Raw genomic sequence first — 18170 nt, forward strand, 5'->3', positions numbered from 1 at the left:
TTGGTGTTTATTTTAAAGTTATAAAAAAACCCTTTAAACAGAGAAGCCTAAAGGGTTTTTAGTAAAAGTTTAGGATCCTCTACAAATTCTGAAAAATGGAGTGCATTAAACGTTTTTTATCGTTCAAACTCTCCTCCAGGGAGATCATAGTCTCTGTTCTGTACACGCCTTCAATATCATCTAATTGAAAGATAATCTCTTTGGCGTGTTGGGTATTGCGAGCTCTGATCTTACAGAATACATTAAATTTTCCAGTAGTAACGTGAGCCACTGTTACAAAGGGAATTTCGTTTATTCGCTCTAAAACAAATTTTGTTTGAGAGGTGTTTTTAAGGAATACGCCCACATAAGCGATAAAGGCGTAACCCAGTTTTTTATAGTCCAGTGTCAGGGATGATCCCGTTATTATTCCCGCTTCTTCCATCTTTTTCACTCTAACATGAACGGTACCAGCCGATATTAGTAGTTTTTTGGCAATATCGGTAAATGGAGTTCGGGTATTCTCGATGAGCATATCAAGAATCTGGTGGTCTGTTTCGTCTAATTTAAACTTGGCCATTTTTCAAATCTCTTTTTTTAATGAAGTTCAAAATTAATACAAAATCATTGAATAATTACTAAGTATTTTGAGAATTATCCACATTTAAAAGGTATTATCTCACCATTTAACCTAATTTTATTAACTATAACGTTTTCGCCCACTTCAGGGATTTCCGGAAATTCAATTTTTTCACCATTCCCCTGGATAACCCGGTGTCCAAATTTTTTTATTTCCGGTGCGATTTTTTCAATAATTGGCACGAATCTAATATTCTCCTGCTTAAATTCTTCTTTAAATTGAATAGATATATCCACTTGCTGATTATTTAGCAATACATTTTTAATTATAATATCATTAAATAATTTCTCATTTCGGGGAATATCGGCATAAGCCAAATAGTTAATCTGATTAAAATTTTCTGAGGCGATTCCATATAAAGCTGAAACCATAGCCGCAAAAACATACTCCCTTACCTTTTCGCGTTTGTAATCCCCGGGCGCGTGACCAGCCTCAAATAAAATGGTAGGAACCCTTGCCGTTTGAAAAGTATCCCCGGTACAATTGATATTGTAAGCATCGTCATATCGACCTATATTTCCCGCAAGTACTCCTTTTAGGTCCCAGTGAATACCAGCGATAATCTGCATGCTTTTCTTCCTTTCAGGCCGAACTTCCCTGCTTTGGTCCATAGCGGGAGTTAGAAAGGATAAGATCGCGGGCTTGGAGGTCATACCTGCGCTGAAAATAGTACGCTGATCATGAAGATTAAAACAAATATCGGGCTTAAAAGCATCAAATTCCATTCGTAACAACCTGCTTTCAGGCTCCTTTAGGTCATGGGCATCGCGATTCAAATCTACCTGATTGGCATTAACCCTTGTGTAAGCCTTAGCGCCATCGGGATTCAACATAGGAATAATATGCATGGTACACCTGGAGAGTATAGCGGATATCACAGGGTTATCCTTTAAAATAGTTAAAGCATTTAAAAGATCAAAGACAGCCTTTGTGGTGGTCGACTCATTCCCGTGCATTTGCGACCACGCCAAAACCTTGATGGCTCCTGTGCCGATTTCCAGACGATGGATTGGCTCTCCTAGAACCGATCTGCCAATTTCAGTTATATCAAAATTTTTTGAATGCTTATTAAGCAATGGCTCTATATGACTAAATGCAATATACCGCCCCTGAATTGATTTTTCCCTAACCAGGGAATAAGCATCCATTACCGGATAAAGTGTTTCAGAATAATTCATGTTCACAAAAGTAAACATTCAAAATTTTACAATTGTAAACAAGAGACTGGAGCGTTTTTGTTTACAAGTGTAACGGAATAATTTAATTCAATAAACAGGTATTCGGAATTTATCCTACAGCTCAATAAATAATATATAAAATGCTTTTTATTAGGTATTTAATTATCTTTATATGACTCATAGCTTTAAATACAAAAGATCAATTTATAATTGTAAATTTGCTGGTATCCATCTTTTATTTACATTTGTAAATACATATGGCATGAAATTAATTCACAATGGTAAACACAGAAAAATTTGCGGCAAGACTGGAAAAAATCATAGATTATTACGACCTATCGGCTGCAGCTTTTGCCGATCAGATTGAAGTTGGGCGTTCCTCTATTTCGCATATTCTTTCTGGAAGGAATAAACCCAGTTTGGATTTTGTGATGAAAGTAATTTCTCATTTTCCCGATGTAGAACTCTACTGGCTTTTAAATGGAAAAGGGAAATTTCCAAAGGAAGGATCTGATTCCGGGCCTCAAAAGGGAATTCCTCCAAAATCCTTTGCTCCTGCTCCCAGAGTGGAATCAACTTCACCGGATTTTCAGGAGCCTGGAATTTTGAAGGATTCTACTCAAAAAGACAAACAGATAAAAAAGATTGTGATTTTTTATTCAGACGGATCTTTTGAGGCTTTTGAAAATTGATTTTCAGCTTAAAATACGCTTATTTTGCAGTATGAGAAAAAGTCTTAGCCTGTTGGTAATTGTTTTTAGTCTGACCAGTTGTTTTCAGCCCCAACGCAATTGCTCGGAATTTAAAACCGGCACCTATGAATTCGAAACCTATTTAAATGGAGAATTAGTAACCTCTCGCTTTGAAAGAAATGATAGTATTGAAATAGATTACTTCCAGGGCAATACAGATTCTTCTTCAGTACGCTGGATTAATGATTGCGAGTATATTTTGAAAAATCTCAACCCAAAGAATATGGCTGAGGAAAAACCGATTCATATTAAAATCCTCACGACTAACAAAGATGGGTACACTTTTGAATATGGTGTTGTAGGAGATTCCAGGAAAGAAAGGGGCTCGGTAAAACGGGTTGAGGATTAATTAATTCTCGTTTTGCTTTTTTAGCAATTTATTCTGTTCCTCCATCAAATCGGTTATTTTGGTTAGTAACTCGATGTCCTTAGATGGTTGTTCACGGGTGTCGTTAGGGTCTTCAGCTTTTCGGCGGAAACGATTCATCAATTTGATGACCAGGAATATTGTTATTCCAATAATCAAAAAATCCAACAAGGTCTCAAGCAAGGCCCCATAACCGATGGCAACTTCCTCTATTGCTTCTACTCCTTCAGCCGCGGGAATACCTTCCTTTAACACAATCTTTTTCTCAGAAAAACTAATTCCATCGGTCATTAAACTCAGTGGTGGCATCACCACCTCTTTCACCAGGGTATTTACAACAGCGTTAAAGGCGGTACCAATGATGATACCTACGGCCATATCTACCATATTGCCCTTAATGGCAAATTCCTTAAACTCCTTAATTAGGCCCATTACTCGTCAAATAGTTTTGTTTGGCTTTCTGAATTCTCAGAGGCTTTCCCATTAATGGCTTTTCCTGCATCGGCCTGATTTTTATCCTCGGTAAGATTTTCTTCATCCACAACCTCTATGTCTTCTGTTGGGGTTTCTTCCTCCTCCTCATAAGGTAACGGGTCCAGTAAATTGATCTGTTTCACCTTATCTGAAGTTAATTGATTGCCCTGCGCCTTAATACCTTTTATGGAAATAAATTCCTCGAGGTTTACCTGGTCATTTGGTCTTTGTTCCTTACCTCTGGGCTTTGTATAGACCACTTCTGCCATAGGATAATAATCGGTGGAAACAATTTCCAGATAAGCATTTTCGTGCTCACTTATAAATTTTTCCTCTTTATCGGGGTTCTCTATCAGGAAGCGTTTGACATAAAACCGTTCCTTTTCAGGCTCCCAGTAAATCGCTGAAATTGGTTTGTTAGGAACCCATTTCTCCAAGACCAACATTTCTTCGTCAAAACGGGTGGTAAGTTCAGGCTTAATGGTTTTAGCGATTCCATCTGCCGTCACAATAAGAATGCGATCATCTCCCTTGAATGCCCCTAATAACTCCCCACGTTCATCAACATTGAGTCTTTTCACCGTTTCATCGAACCAGATTCTGCGAGGCTTTAAAGTAGAAACACCTTCCTCTTTTAATTCAATACGTTTTACTGCGTATTTGGTGACGATATTCCCTTTTACGTTGCGTCCTTTAATTAAAATATCAGCAAAATCCACATCAAATTTAAGTTTTTTGATGCTTCCCACCTGGCGAAGTAAAACCAAAACTACCTCGGCTTCTCCATTGGGGTTTGCTGAGAAATAATGTACGCGGGAATCCTTCTTACCCTGGGTAAGATCATACTCCCGATCCCGGGTTACCGAGGTAACTGCAAATCGTTTAATATAGGAGGCACCATTTTTTCCATCCCGGTAAATCATATTATAAATGGTACGCTTGTCTTTTTTCTTAAAAATAGCTACATGGATAATATCCTTTCCAATAAAGGTTTTTGAGTCAACTTTGGTGACCATCATTTTTCCATCTGCGGTAAAAACAATCACATCATCAATATCTGAACAATCCGTAACGTACTCATCTTTTTTAAGAGCCGTACCCACAAAACCTTCTTTGCGGTTAACATATAACTTGGTATTTCTGATAACCACTTTAGTCGCTTCGATATCATCGAAAATCCTCAGCTCGGTTTTTCGATCTTTCTCCTGACCGTAATCTTTTTTTAGCTTCTTGAAATAATCTATGGCAAATTCTACAAGATTATCGAGGTAGTGTTTTATCTGCGCAATTTCTCCTTCCAAAGCCTCAATTTTTTGCTGGGCCTTATCGATATCGAATTTGGAGATACGCTTGATCCTTATCTCGGTCAGACGAATAATATCCTCCTGGGTCACTTCTCTCTTCAGATGTTTGGTAAAAGCTTTCAGGCCTTGGTCGATAGCCTTTATCACACCAGACCATGTTTCCTGTTCCTCTATATCACGATAGATTCTGTTCTCGATGAAAATCCGTTCTAATGATGCAAAATGCCATTGCTCCTCAAATTCTTCCAGCTTTATCTCCAACTCTCTCTTAAGCAAGAAAAGCGTATGATCGGTTGAACGGCGCAGAATCTCAGAAACTCCTAAAAATTCGGGTTTATTATCTATGATTACACATCCTAGTGGTGCCAGTGAGTTTTCACATTGAGTAAAAGCATACAAGGCATCAATGGTCTTGTCTGGAGAAATATTATTAGGCAGATGAATGAGGATTTCCACTTCAGCAGCGGTGTTATCTTCAATCCTTTTAATCTTAATCTTCCCTTTATCATTGGCTTTTAAAACAGAATCAATTAGCGTGGAAGTGGTGGTTCCATAAGGAATCTCCGTAATTGCAAGGGTGTTTTTGCTAAGATTATTAATCTTTGCTCGCACCCGAACTCTTCCTCCCCGTTTCCCATCGTTATAATTGGAAATATCAGCGACGCCGCCCGTGGGAAAATCGGGATAAAGAGTAAAATTTTTCCCTTTTAAATGTTTAATAGAGGCATCGATTAACTCATTGAAATTATGAGGAAGAATCCGTGTGCTAAGGCCTACTGCAATACCCTCGGCACCCTGGGCCAAGAGCATAGGGAATTTTACCGGAAGATTAACCGGTTCGCTTTTTCTTCCATCGTAAGAAAGTTGCCACTCGGTTAATTTTTGGTTGAATAAAACCTCAAGGGCAAATTTGGAAAGCCTGGCCTCAATATAACGCGGAGCTGCAGCCCGGTCTCCTGTTAAAACATTTCCCCAGTTACCCTGGGTGTCGATAAGCAATTCTTTTTGACCGATCTGGACCATAGCATCGCCTATACTGGCATCCCCGTGTGGATGATATTGCATAGTATGCCCGACAATATTAGCGACTTTATTATAGCGGCCATCGTCCAGGTCCTTCATGGAATGCATTATTCGACGCTGCACAGGCTTGAAACCATCTTCAATAGCCGGAACGGCTCGCTCCAGTATCACGTAAGAAGCATAATCCAGGAACCAGTCTTTATACATCCCGGTAACCTTGATCAATTCTTCCCTGGGTTGTTCAAATTCTTCCTGTGGGTTGTTTCCTTCGTGGTTTTCTTCCATTAGGCGGTAGCTTTAGACTTCTCTAAAATTTTATCAAGGGAACTAAGCATTCCCTTTTTCTTTTTTCGGTTTAAAAAAGTGGTGTTAAAAGTATATTTCTTTAATCCGCGTCGTCGCCGCGAACTTATGTAAATGGTTAATGATGAATAGAAAAAGTAATCACTGAATCTGTATTTTCCCAGTTTCCGTTTGGGGAACTCCGCTTTTTTTACTCGATATTCCATGAACTTGGAAAAGAAGACCCCGTTATTTTTCAGGTTAATGGTTTCTCCATCGCTATCAAAATCAAAAGCCTGTCCTACTCTATGGACATAAATTGCCAGGATCACCACCACAATATTGGGCAGGTAATGACTAAAATTTATAGGTTCATCGGAGCCCATCAATTCCAGATTCACAAAGATATTGGTTACAAAGATTGCCACCAATACGGTATAAATCGAAGGAATAATTTTTATTTCGTTTTTGTTGGTAAACCTCATATGCCCAGTTCTTCGACTAAGTCCAGTTCGACTTTGAGGTTATCGATAATAAATTCCTGCCTGTCCGGAGTGTTCTTACCCATATAGAAGCCCAGCATTTCCTCTATAGACTTCTCCTTATCCAACATCACAGGATCCAGGCGAATATCTTCCCCTATGAAATATTTAAATTCATCCGGAGAGATCTCTCCTAATCCCTTAAACCTTGTGATCTCCACTTTTCCCTTAAGTTTTTCAATGGCTTGTTTCCTTTCGGTCTCACTGTAGCAATAAATCGTTTCTTTTTTATTCCTAACCCTGAAAAGAGGAGTTTGAAGAATATACAAGTGATTTTCTTTTATTAATTCAGGAAAAAACTGAAGGAAAAATGTGATAAGCAATAACCTGATATGCATGCCATCCACATCGGCATCTGTCGCGATTACAATATTATTATACCGAAGATCTTCCAAAGATTCCTCAATATTTAATGCAGCCTGTAACAGATTGAATTCTTCGTTTTCGTAAACTATTTTTTTACTTAGCCCATAACTATTGAGCGGTTTCCCTTTCAAACTAAAGACTGCCTGAGTTTCCACATTTCGGGATTTGGTAATCGATCCACTAGCAGAATCTCCCTCTGTTATGAAAAGGGTGGTTTCCAGGTAGCGCTCTTTTTTACTATCTCCTAAATGAATGCGACAATCCCTCAACTTTTTATTGTGTAGACTGGCCTTTTTTGCCCTGTCCCGGGCTAATTTCCGTATCCCCGAAAGATCTTTTCTCTCTCTCTCAGCCTGCAGGATTTTTCGTTGGAGTTTATCAGCTGTTTCCGGATTTTTATGAAGATAATTGTCCAGTTGGGTTTTGATGAAATCATTGATATAGGTGCGCACGGTGGGCAGCTTGCCTCCCATATCTGTGGAACCAAGTTTTGTTTTGGTCTGGCTTTCAAACACCGGTTCCATGACCTTGATACTAATGGCCGATACGATGGATTTTCGGATATCGCTGGCTTCATAGTTCTTGCCATAGAATTCCCTGATGGTTTTAACTACAGCCTCCCTGAAAGCCGATAAGTGGGTTCCACCCTGAGAGGTGTTCTGGCCATTAACAAAAGAATGGTATTCTTCACTGTACTGAGATCGGCTGTGGGTTAAAGCGACCTCAATATCGTTACCCCTAAGGTGAATAATCGGATATAATCGATCTTCCTCATTTATACTATCACTTAACAGGTCTTTTAGTCCGTTCTCAGAATAGAACTTTTCTCCATTAAAAATTATGCTCAGCCCCGGATTGAGGTAAACATAATTCTTAAGCATCTTTTCTATATATTCATTACGGTATTTAAAATGCTTGAAAATAACCTCATCAGGGTTAAAGGTTACTTTAGTTCCCCGCCGCCGAGACGTTTCTTCGAGTAATTCTTCATTAACCAGATTCCCCTGATCAAATTCTGCAGCCTTGGATTTGCCATCCCGAGTAGATTCCACCCTAAAATAAGAAGAAAGGGCGTTAACCGCTTTAGTACCCACCCCATTTAATCCTACTGATTTTTTAAAGGCACGGGTATCGTATTTACCTCCGGTATTCATTTTAGAAACGACATCCACAACCTTTCCCAGTGGAATACCTCTTCCGTAATCACGAACAATTACACGCTGGTTTTGAACCGAGATTTCGATGGTTTTCCCGGCCCCCATTACAAATTCGTCTATACAGTTGTCGATTACTTCCTTTAACAGAATATATATTCCATCGTCAGCACTAGAACCATCCCCCAGTTTCCCAATATACATTCCGGGACGCATCCTGATGTGTTCTTTCCAGTCTAACGACCGTATATTATCTTCGGTATATCTGGTTTCCTTACTCATAAGTAGCTTTGGAGTTTGTGGCTAATATAAGATATACCTTAAAAAGTTGAAACCCTTGGAGCACAAAGTAATTAACAAAGATTTAGGAAAAATGTTAAAAGTGGTATTTCTTACAATCTTATGCCTCTAATTTCTTGGCAGGAAACTACTGAAAATCATCTACCTTTTTCGATAACACGTTCAAACCCGATCCAGCTAGTAAGAATTATTACTCCCAGTGCTTTAATTAAGTTTCCCCGGGCAAAATTGAAAAGCGTAAATGGTCTTACACATTAAAACGGAAGTGCATCACATCACCGTCTTTGACGATATAGTCCTTCCCTTCCACACGCATTTTACCGGCTTCCTTGACTTTTGCTTCGCTGCCATAGTGAACAAAATCTTCGTAAGCAATGACCTCAGCCCTGATAAAACCTTTTTCAAAATCGGTGTGGATCACTCCTGCGGCTTGCGGGGCAGTAGCTCCTTTGGGGAAAGTCCAGGCTCTGACTTCTTTTACTCCAGCCGTAAAATATGTTTCAAGCTCAAGCAAATTATAGGCTCCCCGAATTAATTTGGCCGAACCAGGTTCATCCAGGCCAATATCCTGAAGAAACATCTGGCGTTCCTCATAATCATCCAACTCGGTAATGTCTGCTTCTGTACCAACAGCAAGAACAAGAACCTCGGCGTTTTCTTCCTTTACCGCTTCTCTTACTCTATCTACCTGGTCGTTTCCTGAAACGGCAGCGTCTTCATTGACATTACAAACGTACATCACCGGTTTATCTGTAATAAATTGAAGGGGTTTGATAAATTCCTTGCGCTGCTCATCAGTTAGGCTTATAGCACGAACCGATTTCCCGGCTTCCAAACCTTCCTTAACCAAATTTAAAGCAGCTTCTTCTTTCTGAGCCTCTTTATTTCCAGTTCTGGAAGCTCGTTTTACCTTTTCCAGCTTTTTCTCCACGGTTTCAAGATCTTTTAGCTGGAGTTCCATGTCTATTGTTTCCTTATCACGGATTGGATCAATAGAACCATCGACGTGCACGATATTGTCATTTTCAAAACAACGTAAAACATGAAGAATAGCATCGGTTTCACGAATGTTACCCAAAAACTGATTTCCCAGGCCCTCCCCTTTACTGGCTCCTTTTACAAGGCCGGCGATATCCACTATTTCAACCGTTGCAGGTACCACTCTTTCAGGATTGACAAGGCTTTCAAGCTTCTCCAGTCTGGTATCCGGTACGTTCACCACACCTATATTGGGCTCAATGGTACAAAACGGAAAGTTTGCACTTTGTGCCTTGGCATTTGATAGACAATTAAAAAGGGTAGATTTTCCTACATTGGGTAATCCTACGATTCCGGCTTTCATAGATTAATTTTTAAGCTGAGTTTTTGCGGCTGCAAATGTAAGGATTAAGAACGATATATTCACGCTTCCGCGCTTAATCTAAGGAATTCTTTCAGGCCTCTACTTGCGGCAATTTTACAAGGTTGATCCAAAAATCCTCTATTTTCCCTATCGCATCGATAAAATCACCTAATTCAATGGGTTTTGTGATATAGCAATTTACATAGTTCTTATAAGATTTATTGATATCCTTTTGAGAGGAAGAAGTAGTCAGCATGATTACCGGTATACTTCTGAAAACCTGATGAGTTTTTATATACTTCAATACCTCATGACCATTTTTTTTGGGAAGATTAACGTCTAAAAGAATTAGATCAGGTAATTCGCAGGTTTGAAATTCGCCTATTTTATTTAGAAAATCCAAGGCTTCCTGGCCATCTCTGGCCACGCTTAATTGGTTCATTACTTTACCTTCCTCCAGAGCTTCAGTGGTGAGTAAAATATCTCCTTCATTATCTTCAACCAACAAAATGTGAATAGCTTTCATACAAATGATTCAAATTAAAATGATAACAAGGCTCTTAAAATATTAAAAAAAGTGGAAAAATTAATGTTTCCTAATACTAAAATAAAATATACTCCCTTCCCCTTCCCTGGATTCTAACCAGATTTTACCCCCAAGGTTTTCAATTATTTTTTTGGTAACAGCCAGCCCCATCCCGGTACCGGAATATTTTTCTCTCTGGTGCAAACGTTGGAAAATAATAAAAATCTTATCAAAATATCCAGGATCAATTCCTATTCCGTTATCCTTTATCCTAAACAAAAAATATTTCCCTAAATCTTCAAAGGTAATTTCTATTTTAGGAGGCACAGAAGGCCTACGGTATTTAATAGCGTTACTGATAAGATTTTGGAAAACCTGTCGGAGGGGGCCTTTTGGAGCCATAATTTCCGGGAATTCTTCCGTTTTTATCACCGCTTGAGAATCTTCTATTTCTTTATGAAACAGCATTTTTACCTCAGCAATTAATGCATTAACATCGATCAATTCCAGTTTATCCTCACTCCTTCCTACACGAGAAAACTCCAGAAGGTCTAAAATAATTTCTCTCATCCTTCTCGCTCCGTCAACGGCAAAATGAATATAGGTATGAGCCTTTTCATCCAGCTTATCAGAATATTTCTTCTCCAGTTGAGTCAGGAAACTCGTTACCATTCTTAGGGGTTCCTGAAGGTCATGAGAGGCAACATAGGCAAATTGTTCCAATTCGGTATTGGATATTTCAAGTTCCTTGGCATGATTTTTTAATTCTTCATTTAGCCCTTTTAAGGAACTTTCGTATTCTTTATATTTTGAAATATCCTGCATGGCTCCCACTGCTCTGATGGCCTTTCCGAAAGGGTCCCTAACAATATAACCGCGATCATTTACATATTTGTATTGGCCGTTTTCTGTGGCAAAACGATATTCTCTTTCCCATTTTTGCTGACTCCCGGATATTGTTTTATCCAGGCTGCCAATGGCATCCTTGAAATCATCCGGATGTATATTATCTGTCCAGATATTTGTGTCTGTAGTAATTTCTGAAAGTTTATAGCCAAATAAGGTTTCAAAACCTTCTCCCCAATATACTTGGTCATTTTCCAGGTCCCAATCCCATATTGCATCAGAAGTCGCCTTAGTCAGGTATTTAAAGCGCTGGTTGCTCATAAAGAGCTCCTTCTCATATTCATACAGATTCGTGACATCTCGTAAGACCCCGATCATGCGGTAAGCCATCCCCGTATTATCCCTTAGGATGTACCCGTTCTCAATGACATGGATGTAGTGGTCATTCTTATCTTTAAACCGGTATTTTTTACTCCATTTTTTTTTGTTCCTGTCGGAAAGATGGGTATTTAAGCTTCGTTGGGTTTCCTCCAGATCTTCAGGATGTACTTTTTTGCCCCATTTTTCTAGCGGAAAGGCATTTTTTTCCCTGTTATAACCAAATAATTTGGTAAAGCCGGCTCCCCAGGCAATATCATTATTGATAATATCCCAGTCGTAAATTGCATCCTTAGTTGCTTTATTTACGAATTCATATCGCTGGTTACTTCGGGTTAAATCATTTTCCTTTTGTTTAAATTCAATGATAAGTTGCAGTAAACCTATGGTCCGGTTAACAATATTTTCAAAAATCGACTGATCTTTATTATCCTTTTCCACATAGACCGAAAAAATACCCAGTAATTGCTCTGATGAGGAGAGCACCGGGAATCTAATGACCCTTGAAATATCGTTAACCTGCATCGAATAAGAAATCTTTGACCCTTCCGGCCATTGTCTAATTTCCACTGGTGATTTTTCCCGGATCATATTTTGAATAAATTCCGGGCTAAAGGCGTGTTTGGTAATCTGGTCAACCAATTTCCCGGGAAGACCAGGTGCCACCCACTTGACCAGCTCCTTTTTATCGAGTCTCCAGAGTGCAATCCGAATCCCCTCCTGGTTTTGTTCTAATTGCCCTAAGTAAAATTCTAAAATTTCCTCGAGGGAGAAATCTTTTCCAAAATTCATCTCGAGCACCTTTTTTTCCAGGTGCTCGAGATCTTCAAAATATTTCCTTTGTGTGATATCCCTGGAATTAGCAACAATTCCCTGAACGGCAGGATCCTCCATCAAGTTGGTGACCGTGGTCTCTAACCATCTCCAGCCACCGTTTTTATGTTTAAACCTAAAAGGAGAAATACTGAATCGTTTTTCATTTTCCAACCTACCAAAATTTTCCTGAACCCTTCCCAGATCATCGGGATGGATGAAATCCCAGGCATCTTTGTCTGAAAAATCTTCAGGGGCAAAACCCAAAATATTCATGGAAGTCGGGCTTGCATAGAGATAGTTCCCATTTTCATCCAGGAGGGCAATTAAATCACCGCCATCCTGCACCAAACCTTTAAACCGTCGTTCACTCAGCCTTAACTGCTTTTCAGCTTCTTTTCGCTCCCGACTATCACGAGCAATAGCATACATTAATTCCTCACTCTCATCCCAACTGGCAGACCAGGTCAGGGGAATCACCTCTCCTGATTTTGCCCGATATCTGTTTTCAAAGTTGGTCATGGATTTGCCATTCATTATGGCTTTAGCCGCAGCTTCAGTCTTTGGTTTATCCTGAGGAATAACCAGATCTATAAACCTCATCCCTTCAAGTTCAGCATCGGTATACCCCCACAATTTTGAGGCAGCGTAACTGGTTTTGACAAAGCATCCCTTTTTATTAATTATGCTTATCACATCAAGGGACTGGTCCATGATCCTACTCAGACGCACGCGATTTTCTTCCAGTGCCCTTTCGGCCTCTGCCTTGGCATGCTGCTCTTGCTTTTCTACGGTGATATCCTGAATCACAGAATCCCAGATCACACTTCCATCGCTTAATCTTTTAGGGGTGCCGATCCCTCTGTTCCACCTTATTGTACCATCTGGGTGGTTTAAACGCCATTCATGACGCCATTCAGAAAGATTTTTTGCCGACTCCTGGATACTCTTCAAATGGCTTTCCATATCCTCTTCCAGGTAGAGGGCCCAGATTTCTTTATTGTTCCTGGCAGCTTTCTCAGCGGAAATTCCCCAAAGCTTTTCAGTTCCCTTACTTAAATACATTAATTCATCAGTTCCATCAGGATGAAGTTTATAACGAAAAACTACGCCGGGAATATTATTATTGATGTTTTCAAGCCGCTGCTCTGTAGACTTTCTGGGGGTAATGTCCTGGGTAGCACCAAAAATCCGGGTACAAATTCCTTCCACAAACTCTGGCCGGCCTGTGGCCCGAACCCATTTTTCATTTCCTTTTGCCGTCAAAATTTCCAGTTCCAGGTCAAAGGACTCGCCTCTCTCTTTTGCCCTGTTTACTACGTAGGAAACTACTTCCTTGTCCTTCTTGCTTTTATAGAATTCAATAGCCTGATCCAGGACTGGTTGATAATCGGGAGCCACCTCGTGGATTTCCTTAACCATATCATTCCAAATTAACCTGTTATTGACCAGATCAAGATTCCAGCTTCCGATTTTGGCAATTTCCTGGGTCTCCCTTAAAAGCTTTTGACTCTCTTTTAAGGATTCAATGGCCGCCTGTTCGCGCTTTCCGGAGATCTCTTCGTCTGTGACATCTTTAATACAGTGTAATATATGTTTCACTTCCCCATTCTCACCTGGGATCGGGATATTTTGGTTATCCCAGAAACGTGTTTCCCATTGGTCGTTCTTTTTGTTGAAAAGGTCATAGCGGAGTCGCTCCATGCGATGAGCCTCACCTGAAACAATCACTTTTTCTAAAGAATTTTTCAGAAGGTCACCGATATCTTTTTCTGTGCTGGCCTTCTCTTTAAAGAATTCCAGAAAATTTTGGCCAATCAGATCCTCCCGAGAAATATCCGTAGCAGCCAAATAAAGCTTATTTACCGCTATTATTTTAAACTTTGAAGATGAGACTTCTAGAATTAGACATGGAGAAGGATATAAATGGAATAACTTTTTTAAGGTTGCGTTAGGGAGCATAAAATGAATTTATTAGTAGGCTTCCCTGTAAATATAGAAAAAACCAGCAAAATGTTAATTTATTAACCGGTTTCTTAAAGACTATAAAAAAAACCCGGTTCGTAAAAAACCGGGTTTTTTTTTATACTGCACTGAACCTTTCATGCATCATGATGCATGAATTTTTGTTTGCCCAATAGTTCTTGTTCAGTTTCCTCGTGATCCTCATCGGGTACGCAGCAATCTACCGGACATACTGCAGCACATTGAGGTTCCTCATGGAATCCCTGGCACTCAGTACATTTATCAGGAACAATGTAATAGATCTCATCGCTTATAGGTTCCTGGGCTTCTTCCGCATTAACCTCTTTCCCATTTGGTAATACCACATCGCCATCCAGGTCAGTTCCGTCTGCGTAACGCCAGTCATCGGCGCCTTCATAAATTGCGGTATTGGGGCATTCTGGTTCGCAGGCCCCACAGTTTATACATTCATCTGTGATAATTATTGCCATAGCTTCTTTTATTAGTAAATTTAAGGTCTGGATTAAAACAAATAACTACTCCTTATTTTTCCAGGAATTTTAGGAGTTTGCCAGTTGAAGTTTTAATTTCGCCGATACAAATTTAAAACCAATCGCTTTCATAACCAAATATGGCAATGACTATCGAAGACCGAAAAGCCCACTTTATCAAACTTGGTGAATTCCTGGCCCATTTTAAAGTAAATCCTCAAAAAGAGCCAGAAATTGAAAAGAATTATTCCGAAATATTTAATCAATTCAACCAGAAAATAGATACCGCCATTCATTATAACGGTTGGTTCAACCGTGAAAATGTAGTGTTTGCTCTCCAACAATGGAGCAAAGCCCTTACCAGGGAGAATTTAGATCGGTGGTTGGAGCCTTATGAGCTCTCAGGACTCCAGGCTAAAAGAGTAGGGATTGTCATGGCGGGGAATATCCCGTTGGTTGGTTTCCATGACTTTCTTTCAGTACTCCTTGCTGGACATAAGGTAGTTGCCAAGCTTTCGAGCAATGACAAACAGCTAATGCCTGTGATTGCAAAATTTCTTATACTACTCGATGCTGAATATAAAAACCGAATTGAATTTACAGAGGACAGACTCGAAGGTTTTGATGCGGTGATTGCCACGGGAAGCAACAACACCGCTAGGTATTTTGAATATTACTTCTCTCAGGTACCAAGTATAATTCGTAAAAACAGAAACTCAGTAGCCATTTTAACAGGAAAGGAAACCTCCGAGGAATTGGAAGCTCTAGGGGAGGATATTTTCAGGTATTATGGCCTGGGATGCCGAAATGTCTCTAAACTATATGTTCCTGAAAATTATGATTTTAAGGACTTCTTTAAGGCAATGTACCCATGGAATGCCATTATAAACCAGGCAAAATATGCCAATAATTACGACTATAATAAGGCGGTTTATCTTATGAGTAATTTCAAACTTTTGGAAAATGGCTTTTTGATCCTAAAGGAAGATTCCGGTTTTGGTTCTCCTATTGCCACTTTATTTTATGAAACCTATCAGGACCAGGAGCGTCTGATGAAGGAATTGGAAAGGGAAAAGGAAAATTTGCAATGTATTATAAAGAGAAACCCGGTAGAAAATGAGGTTGGCTTTGGCAAAACCCAAAAGCCTCAACTCCGGGATTATGCCGATAACATTGATACCATGGAATTTCTCCTTAAAATATAATGATCAGGAATTGTTATCTTAGTAACTACAATTAAAAACAAACCTTTACTTTTTTATGATGAAAAAACACAACTTTAGTGCTGGCCCCTGTATCCTGCCACAGGAGGTATTTAAGGAAGCTTCTCAGGCCATATTAGACTTTAAGAACTCAGGGCTATCCATATTAGAAATTTCTCATCGTAGCGCTGATTTCGTTTCTGTAATGGAAGAAGCACGAAGTCTTTCCCTGAAACTGCTAGGACTTGAGAATAAAGGTTACAAGGCTCTTTTCCTTCAGGGGGGAGCAAGCATGCAGTTCTTAATGACAGCCTATAATCTACTGGAAAGTAAAGCCGCATATCTCAATACAGGTACCTGGTCCAGTAAGGCGATAAAGGAAGCTCGATGCTTCGGTGAAGTTGTGGAGGTGGCTTCCTCTAAGGATAAAAATTTTAATTACATACCAAAGCATTATAAGGTACCGGAAGATGCCAATTATTTCCACTGCACAAGCAATAACACCATCTTTGGTACACAAATAAAGAATTTTCCTTCAGTGGAAATGCCACTTGTATGTGATATGAGCAGTGATATTTTTTCCAGGGAAATGGATTTCTCCCAGTTCGATATGATCTATGCCGGGGCCCAGAAAAATATGGGACCAGCAGGAACTACTTTAATTGTAATAAAAGATGAGATTTTAGGTAAGGTTTCCCGGGAAATTCCTTCTATGCTTAATTATAAAACGCATATTGAAAAGGATAGCATGTTTAATACCCCGGCAGTTTACGCGGTTTATGTGTCACTATTGACCATGAGATGGATGGATAAACAGGGAGGCATAAAGACCATGGAGAAGCTCAGTAACCAAAAAGCAGCTTTATTATATGCCGAGATTGATCGAAATGATCTCTTTAAAGGCTTTGCCAGTAAAGAAGATCGCTCTCCTATGAACGCCACATTTAATCTAACCGAAGATGGGCTAAAAGAGCGCTTTGACGGCTTATGGAAAGCTGCCGGAATAAATGGTTTAAACGGACATCGAAGTGTTGGTGGATACAGGGCATCGATGTATAACGCACTTCCACTCGAAAGTGTTTCCACCCTGGTGGAGGTCATGCAGGAACTGGAAAGCAAGGGCTGATTTTCCACGGAAGTATTCAGAAAAAATAAAATTTACAAAAATAATTTATATGAAAATATTGGCCAATGACGGCATTTCACAAAGCGGGGTAAAAGCCCTTGAAAAAGCAGGCTTTGAGCTGAATGTAGTGAAAGTTGCCCAGGACCAGCTAGCGCAATATATCAACCATAATAATATTGAGGGTATTCTGGTTCGCAGTAATACCCAAGTCAGAAAATCCCTGATAGAGGCTTGTCCTAACCTTAAATTCATCGGTCGCGGTGGTGTGGGTATGGATAATATCGATGTAGAATATGCCAGGTCAAAAGGTTTACATGTCTTTAATACCCCCGCAGCCTCTGCCACCTCGGTAGCTGAGCTCACTTTCGCGCATTTATTCAGCGGTGTTAGGCAGCTTTATAACGCTAACCGAAATATGCCCCTGGAAGGAGATACCTTGTTTGCAGAACTTAAAAGATCCTATGCGGGAGGTTACGAATTAAGAGGAAAAACCATAGGGATTATAGGCTTTGGCAGAATTGGCCGGGAGGTTGCTAAACTCGCCCTTGGTGTAGGTATGAAGGTTATTGCCAGTGACACACAGGTAGGAGAAGCTACTATCGAACTGGAGTTTTATAACCATCAAAGTATAAAAATACCTATAAAAACCGAACCTGTGGAGCAACTTATCAAACATTCAGATTTCATAAGCCTTCATGTACCGCATCAGGATAAACCTATCATTGGGAAAGAAGAAATAGCCTCCATGAAACATGGAGTGGGAATCATAAATACAGCGCGTGGTGGGGTAATCGATGAAGAAGCACTTCTAGAGGCCATTGAATCCGGAAAAGTTGCTTTTGCGGGTCTTGATACCTTTAAAGATGAACCTACACCCGCTATTAAACTCCTTATGAATGAAAAGCTTTCTCTTAGCCCCCATATTGGTGCCGCTACAATTGAAGCCCAGGAGAGGATAGGCCTGGAATTAGCAAATGAAATTATTAACAGGTTTACCCCTTAGACTTTCCTAATTTATAATAAAGTTTTAACGCAAATAGCGAAATATTATCTTTAAGTTTAAAGTTCATTTTAAACTATTCCTTTGCTTTAATCAATTAAATGACAAGGAATTGGAGTA

Annotated in this window: 15 protein-coding genes; 5 read left to right on the plus strand and 10 right to left on the minus strand. The window is 39.6% G+C overall.

The window, feature by feature from the left end; translation table 11 throughout:
- Positions 1–79: 79 nt before the first annotated feature.
- On the minus strand, positions 80–559 hold the full coding sequence (locus ACW6NC_RS03605) for an Lrp/AsnC family transcriptional regulator (protein WP_081211670.1): 480 nt from the start codon (positions 557–559) through the stop codon (positions 80–82).
- Between the two features lie 74 nt (positions 560–633).
- Entirely contained in the window at positions 634–1815 is a 1182-nt protein-coding gene (locus tag ACW6NC_RS03610) for a M14 family zinc carboxypeptidase (protein ID WP_457863825.1), read from the minus strand.
- 260 nt (positions 1816–2075) lie between these two features.
- Between ACW6NC_RS03610 and ACW6NC_RS03615 the strand changes: the two genes are divergently transcribed.
- Both ACW6NC_RS03615 and ACW6NC_RS03620 read left to right on the plus strand, forming a co-directional pair.
- Entirely contained in the window at positions 2076–2489 is a 414-nt protein-coding gene (locus tag ACW6NC_RS03615; protein ID WP_457863826.1) for a helix-turn-helix domain-containing protein, read from the plus strand.
- 31 nt (positions 2490–2520) lie between these two features.
- Entirely contained in the window at positions 2521–2898 is a 378-nt protein-coding gene (locus tag ACW6NC_RS03620; RefSeq protein ID WP_457863827.1) for a DNA topoisomerase IV, read from the plus strand.
- Here ACW6NC_RS03620 and mscL read toward each other — a convergent pair whose 3' ends face one another.
- From mscL to ACW6NC_RS03660, 8 genes are all read right to left on the minus strand, one after another.
- Positions 2899–3348: a large-conductance mechanosensitive channel protein MscL gene (mscL, locus tag ACW6NC_RS03625; protein WP_457863828.1), complete on the minus strand. Its 450-nt coding sequence runs from the start codon at positions 3346–3348 to the stop codon at positions 2899–2901.
- Positions 3348–6002, minus strand: coding sequence for a DNA gyrase/topoisomerase IV subunit A (locus ACW6NC_RS03630; RefSeq protein WP_457863829.1), 2655 nt, complete (start codon positions 6000–6002; stop codon positions 3348–3350). Before ACW6NC_RS03630 ends, mscL begins: the two co-directional genes overlap by 1 nt.
- Positions 6002–6484 (minus strand): hypothetical protein, encoded by a 483-nt coding sequence (locus tag ACW6NC_RS03635; protein WP_457863830.1) that lies wholly within the window; start codon positions 6482–6484, stop codon positions 6002–6004. Before ACW6NC_RS03635 ends, ACW6NC_RS03630 begins: the two co-directional genes overlap by 1 nt.
- Positions 6481–8343 (minus strand): DNA topoisomerase IV subunit B, encoded by a 1863-nt coding sequence (locus ACW6NC_RS03640; RefSeq protein ID WP_457863831.1) that lies wholly within the window; start codon positions 8341–8343, stop codon positions 6481–6483. Before ACW6NC_RS03640 ends, ACW6NC_RS03635 begins: the two co-directional genes overlap by 4 nt.
- A gap of 265 nt (positions 8344–8608) precedes the next feature.
- Positions 8609–9703: a redox-regulated ATPase YchF gene (ychF, locus tag ACW6NC_RS03645; RefSeq protein ID WP_457863832.1), complete on the minus strand. Its 1095-nt coding sequence runs from the start codon at positions 9701–9703 to the stop codon at positions 8609–8611.
- Between the two features lie 91 nt (positions 9704–9794).
- Positions 9795–10229 (minus strand): response regulator, encoded by a 435-nt coding sequence (locus tag ACW6NC_RS03650; RefSeq protein WP_457863833.1) that lies wholly within the window; start codon positions 10227–10229, stop codon positions 9795–9797.
- Positions 10230–10289: 60 nt separating this feature from the next.
- Complete coding sequence (locus tag ACW6NC_RS03655) at positions 10290–14228, minus strand: PAS domain-containing protein (RefSeq protein WP_457863834.1); 3939 nt, start codon at positions 14226–14228, stop codon at positions 10290–10292.
- A gap of 140 nt (positions 14229–14368) precedes the next feature.
- Positions 14369–14722 (minus strand): 4Fe-4S dicluster domain-containing protein, encoded by a 354-nt coding sequence (locus ACW6NC_RS03660; protein WP_457863835.1) that lies wholly within the window; start codon positions 14720–14722, stop codon positions 14369–14371.
- 146 nt (positions 14723–14868) lie between these two features.
- Between ACW6NC_RS03660 and ACW6NC_RS03665 the strand changes: the two genes are divergently transcribed.
- The 3 genes from ACW6NC_RS03665 to ACW6NC_RS03675 are packed head-to-tail and all read left to right on the plus strand — an operon-like array spanning position 14869 to position 18053.
- Positions 14869–15927, plus strand: coding sequence for an acyl-CoA reductase (locus ACW6NC_RS03665; RefSeq protein WP_457864073.1), 1059 nt, complete (start codon positions 14869–14871; stop codon positions 15925–15927).
- Positions 15928–15985: 58 nt separating this feature from the next.
- Positions 15986–17050: a 3-phosphoserine/phosphohydroxythreonine transaminase gene (gene serC / locus ACW6NC_RS03670; protein WP_457864075.1), complete on the plus strand. Its 1065-nt coding sequence runs from the start codon at positions 15986–15988 to the stop codon at positions 17048–17050.
- Positions 17051–17099: 49 nt separating this feature from the next.
- Entirely contained in the window at positions 17100–18053 is a 954-nt protein-coding gene (locus tag ACW6NC_RS03675; protein WP_457863836.1) for a D-2-hydroxyacid dehydrogenase, read from the plus strand.
- The last annotated feature ends 117 nt before the right edge of the window (positions 18054–18170 follow it).

It is taken from the genome of Salegentibacter profundi, assembly GCF_054121475.1.

Coding starts and splice junctions, on each gene's coding strand:
- ACW6NC_RS03605 (WP_081211670.1), bottom strand. CDS start 559: ATGGCCAAGTTTAAATTAGACGAAACAGACCACCAGATTCTTGATATG.
- ACW6NC_RS03610 (WP_457863825.1), bottom strand. CDS start 1,815: ATGTTTACTTTTGTGAACATGAATTATTCTGAAACACTTTATCCGGTA.
- ACW6NC_RS03615 (WP_457863826.1), top strand. CDS start 2,076: ATGGTAAACACAGAAAAATTTGCGGCAAGACTGGAAAAAATCATAGAT.
- ACW6NC_RS03620 (WP_457863827.1), top strand. CDS start 2,521: ATGAGAAAAAGTCTTAGCCTGTTGGTAATTGTTTTTAGTCTGACCAGT.
- mscL (WP_457863828.1), bottom strand. CDS start 3,348: ATGGGCCTAATTAAGGAGTTTAAGGAATTTGCCATTAAGGGCAATATG.
- ACW6NC_RS03630 (WP_457863829.1), bottom strand. CDS start 6,002: ATGGAAGAAAACCACGAAGGAAACAACCCACAGGAAGAATTTGAACAA.
- ACW6NC_RS03635 (WP_457863830.1), bottom strand. CDS start 6,484: ATGAGGTTTACCAACAAAAACGAAATAAAAATTATTCCTTCGATTTAT.
- ACW6NC_RS03640 (WP_457863831.1), bottom strand. CDS start 8,343: ATGAGTAAGGAAACCAGATATACCGAAGATAATATACGGTCGTTAGAC.
- ychF (WP_457863832.1), bottom strand. CDS start 9,703: ATGAAAGCCGGAATCGTAGGATTACCCAATGTAGGAAAATCTACCCTT.
- ACW6NC_RS03650 (WP_457863833.1), bottom strand. CDS start 10,229: ATGAAAGCTATTCACATTTTGTTGGTTGAAGATAATGAAGGAGATATT.
- ACW6NC_RS03655 (WP_457863834.1), bottom strand. CDS start 14,228: ATGCTCCCTAACGCAACCTTAAAAAAGTTATTCCATTTATATCCTTCT.
- ACW6NC_RS03660 (WP_457863835.1), bottom strand. CDS start 14,722: ATGGCAATAATTATCACAGATGAATGTATAAACTGTGGGGCCTGCGAA.
- ACW6NC_RS03665 (WP_457864073.1), top strand. CDS start 14,869: ATGACTATCGAAGACCGAAAAGCCCACTTTATCAAACTTGGTGAATTC.
- serC (WP_457864075.1), top strand. CDS start 15,986: ATGAAAAAACACAACTTTAGTGCTGGCCCCTGTATCCTGCCACAGGAG.
- ACW6NC_RS03675 (WP_457863836.1), top strand. CDS start 17,100: ATGAAAATATTGGCCAATGACGGCATTTCACAAAGCGGGGTAAAAGCC.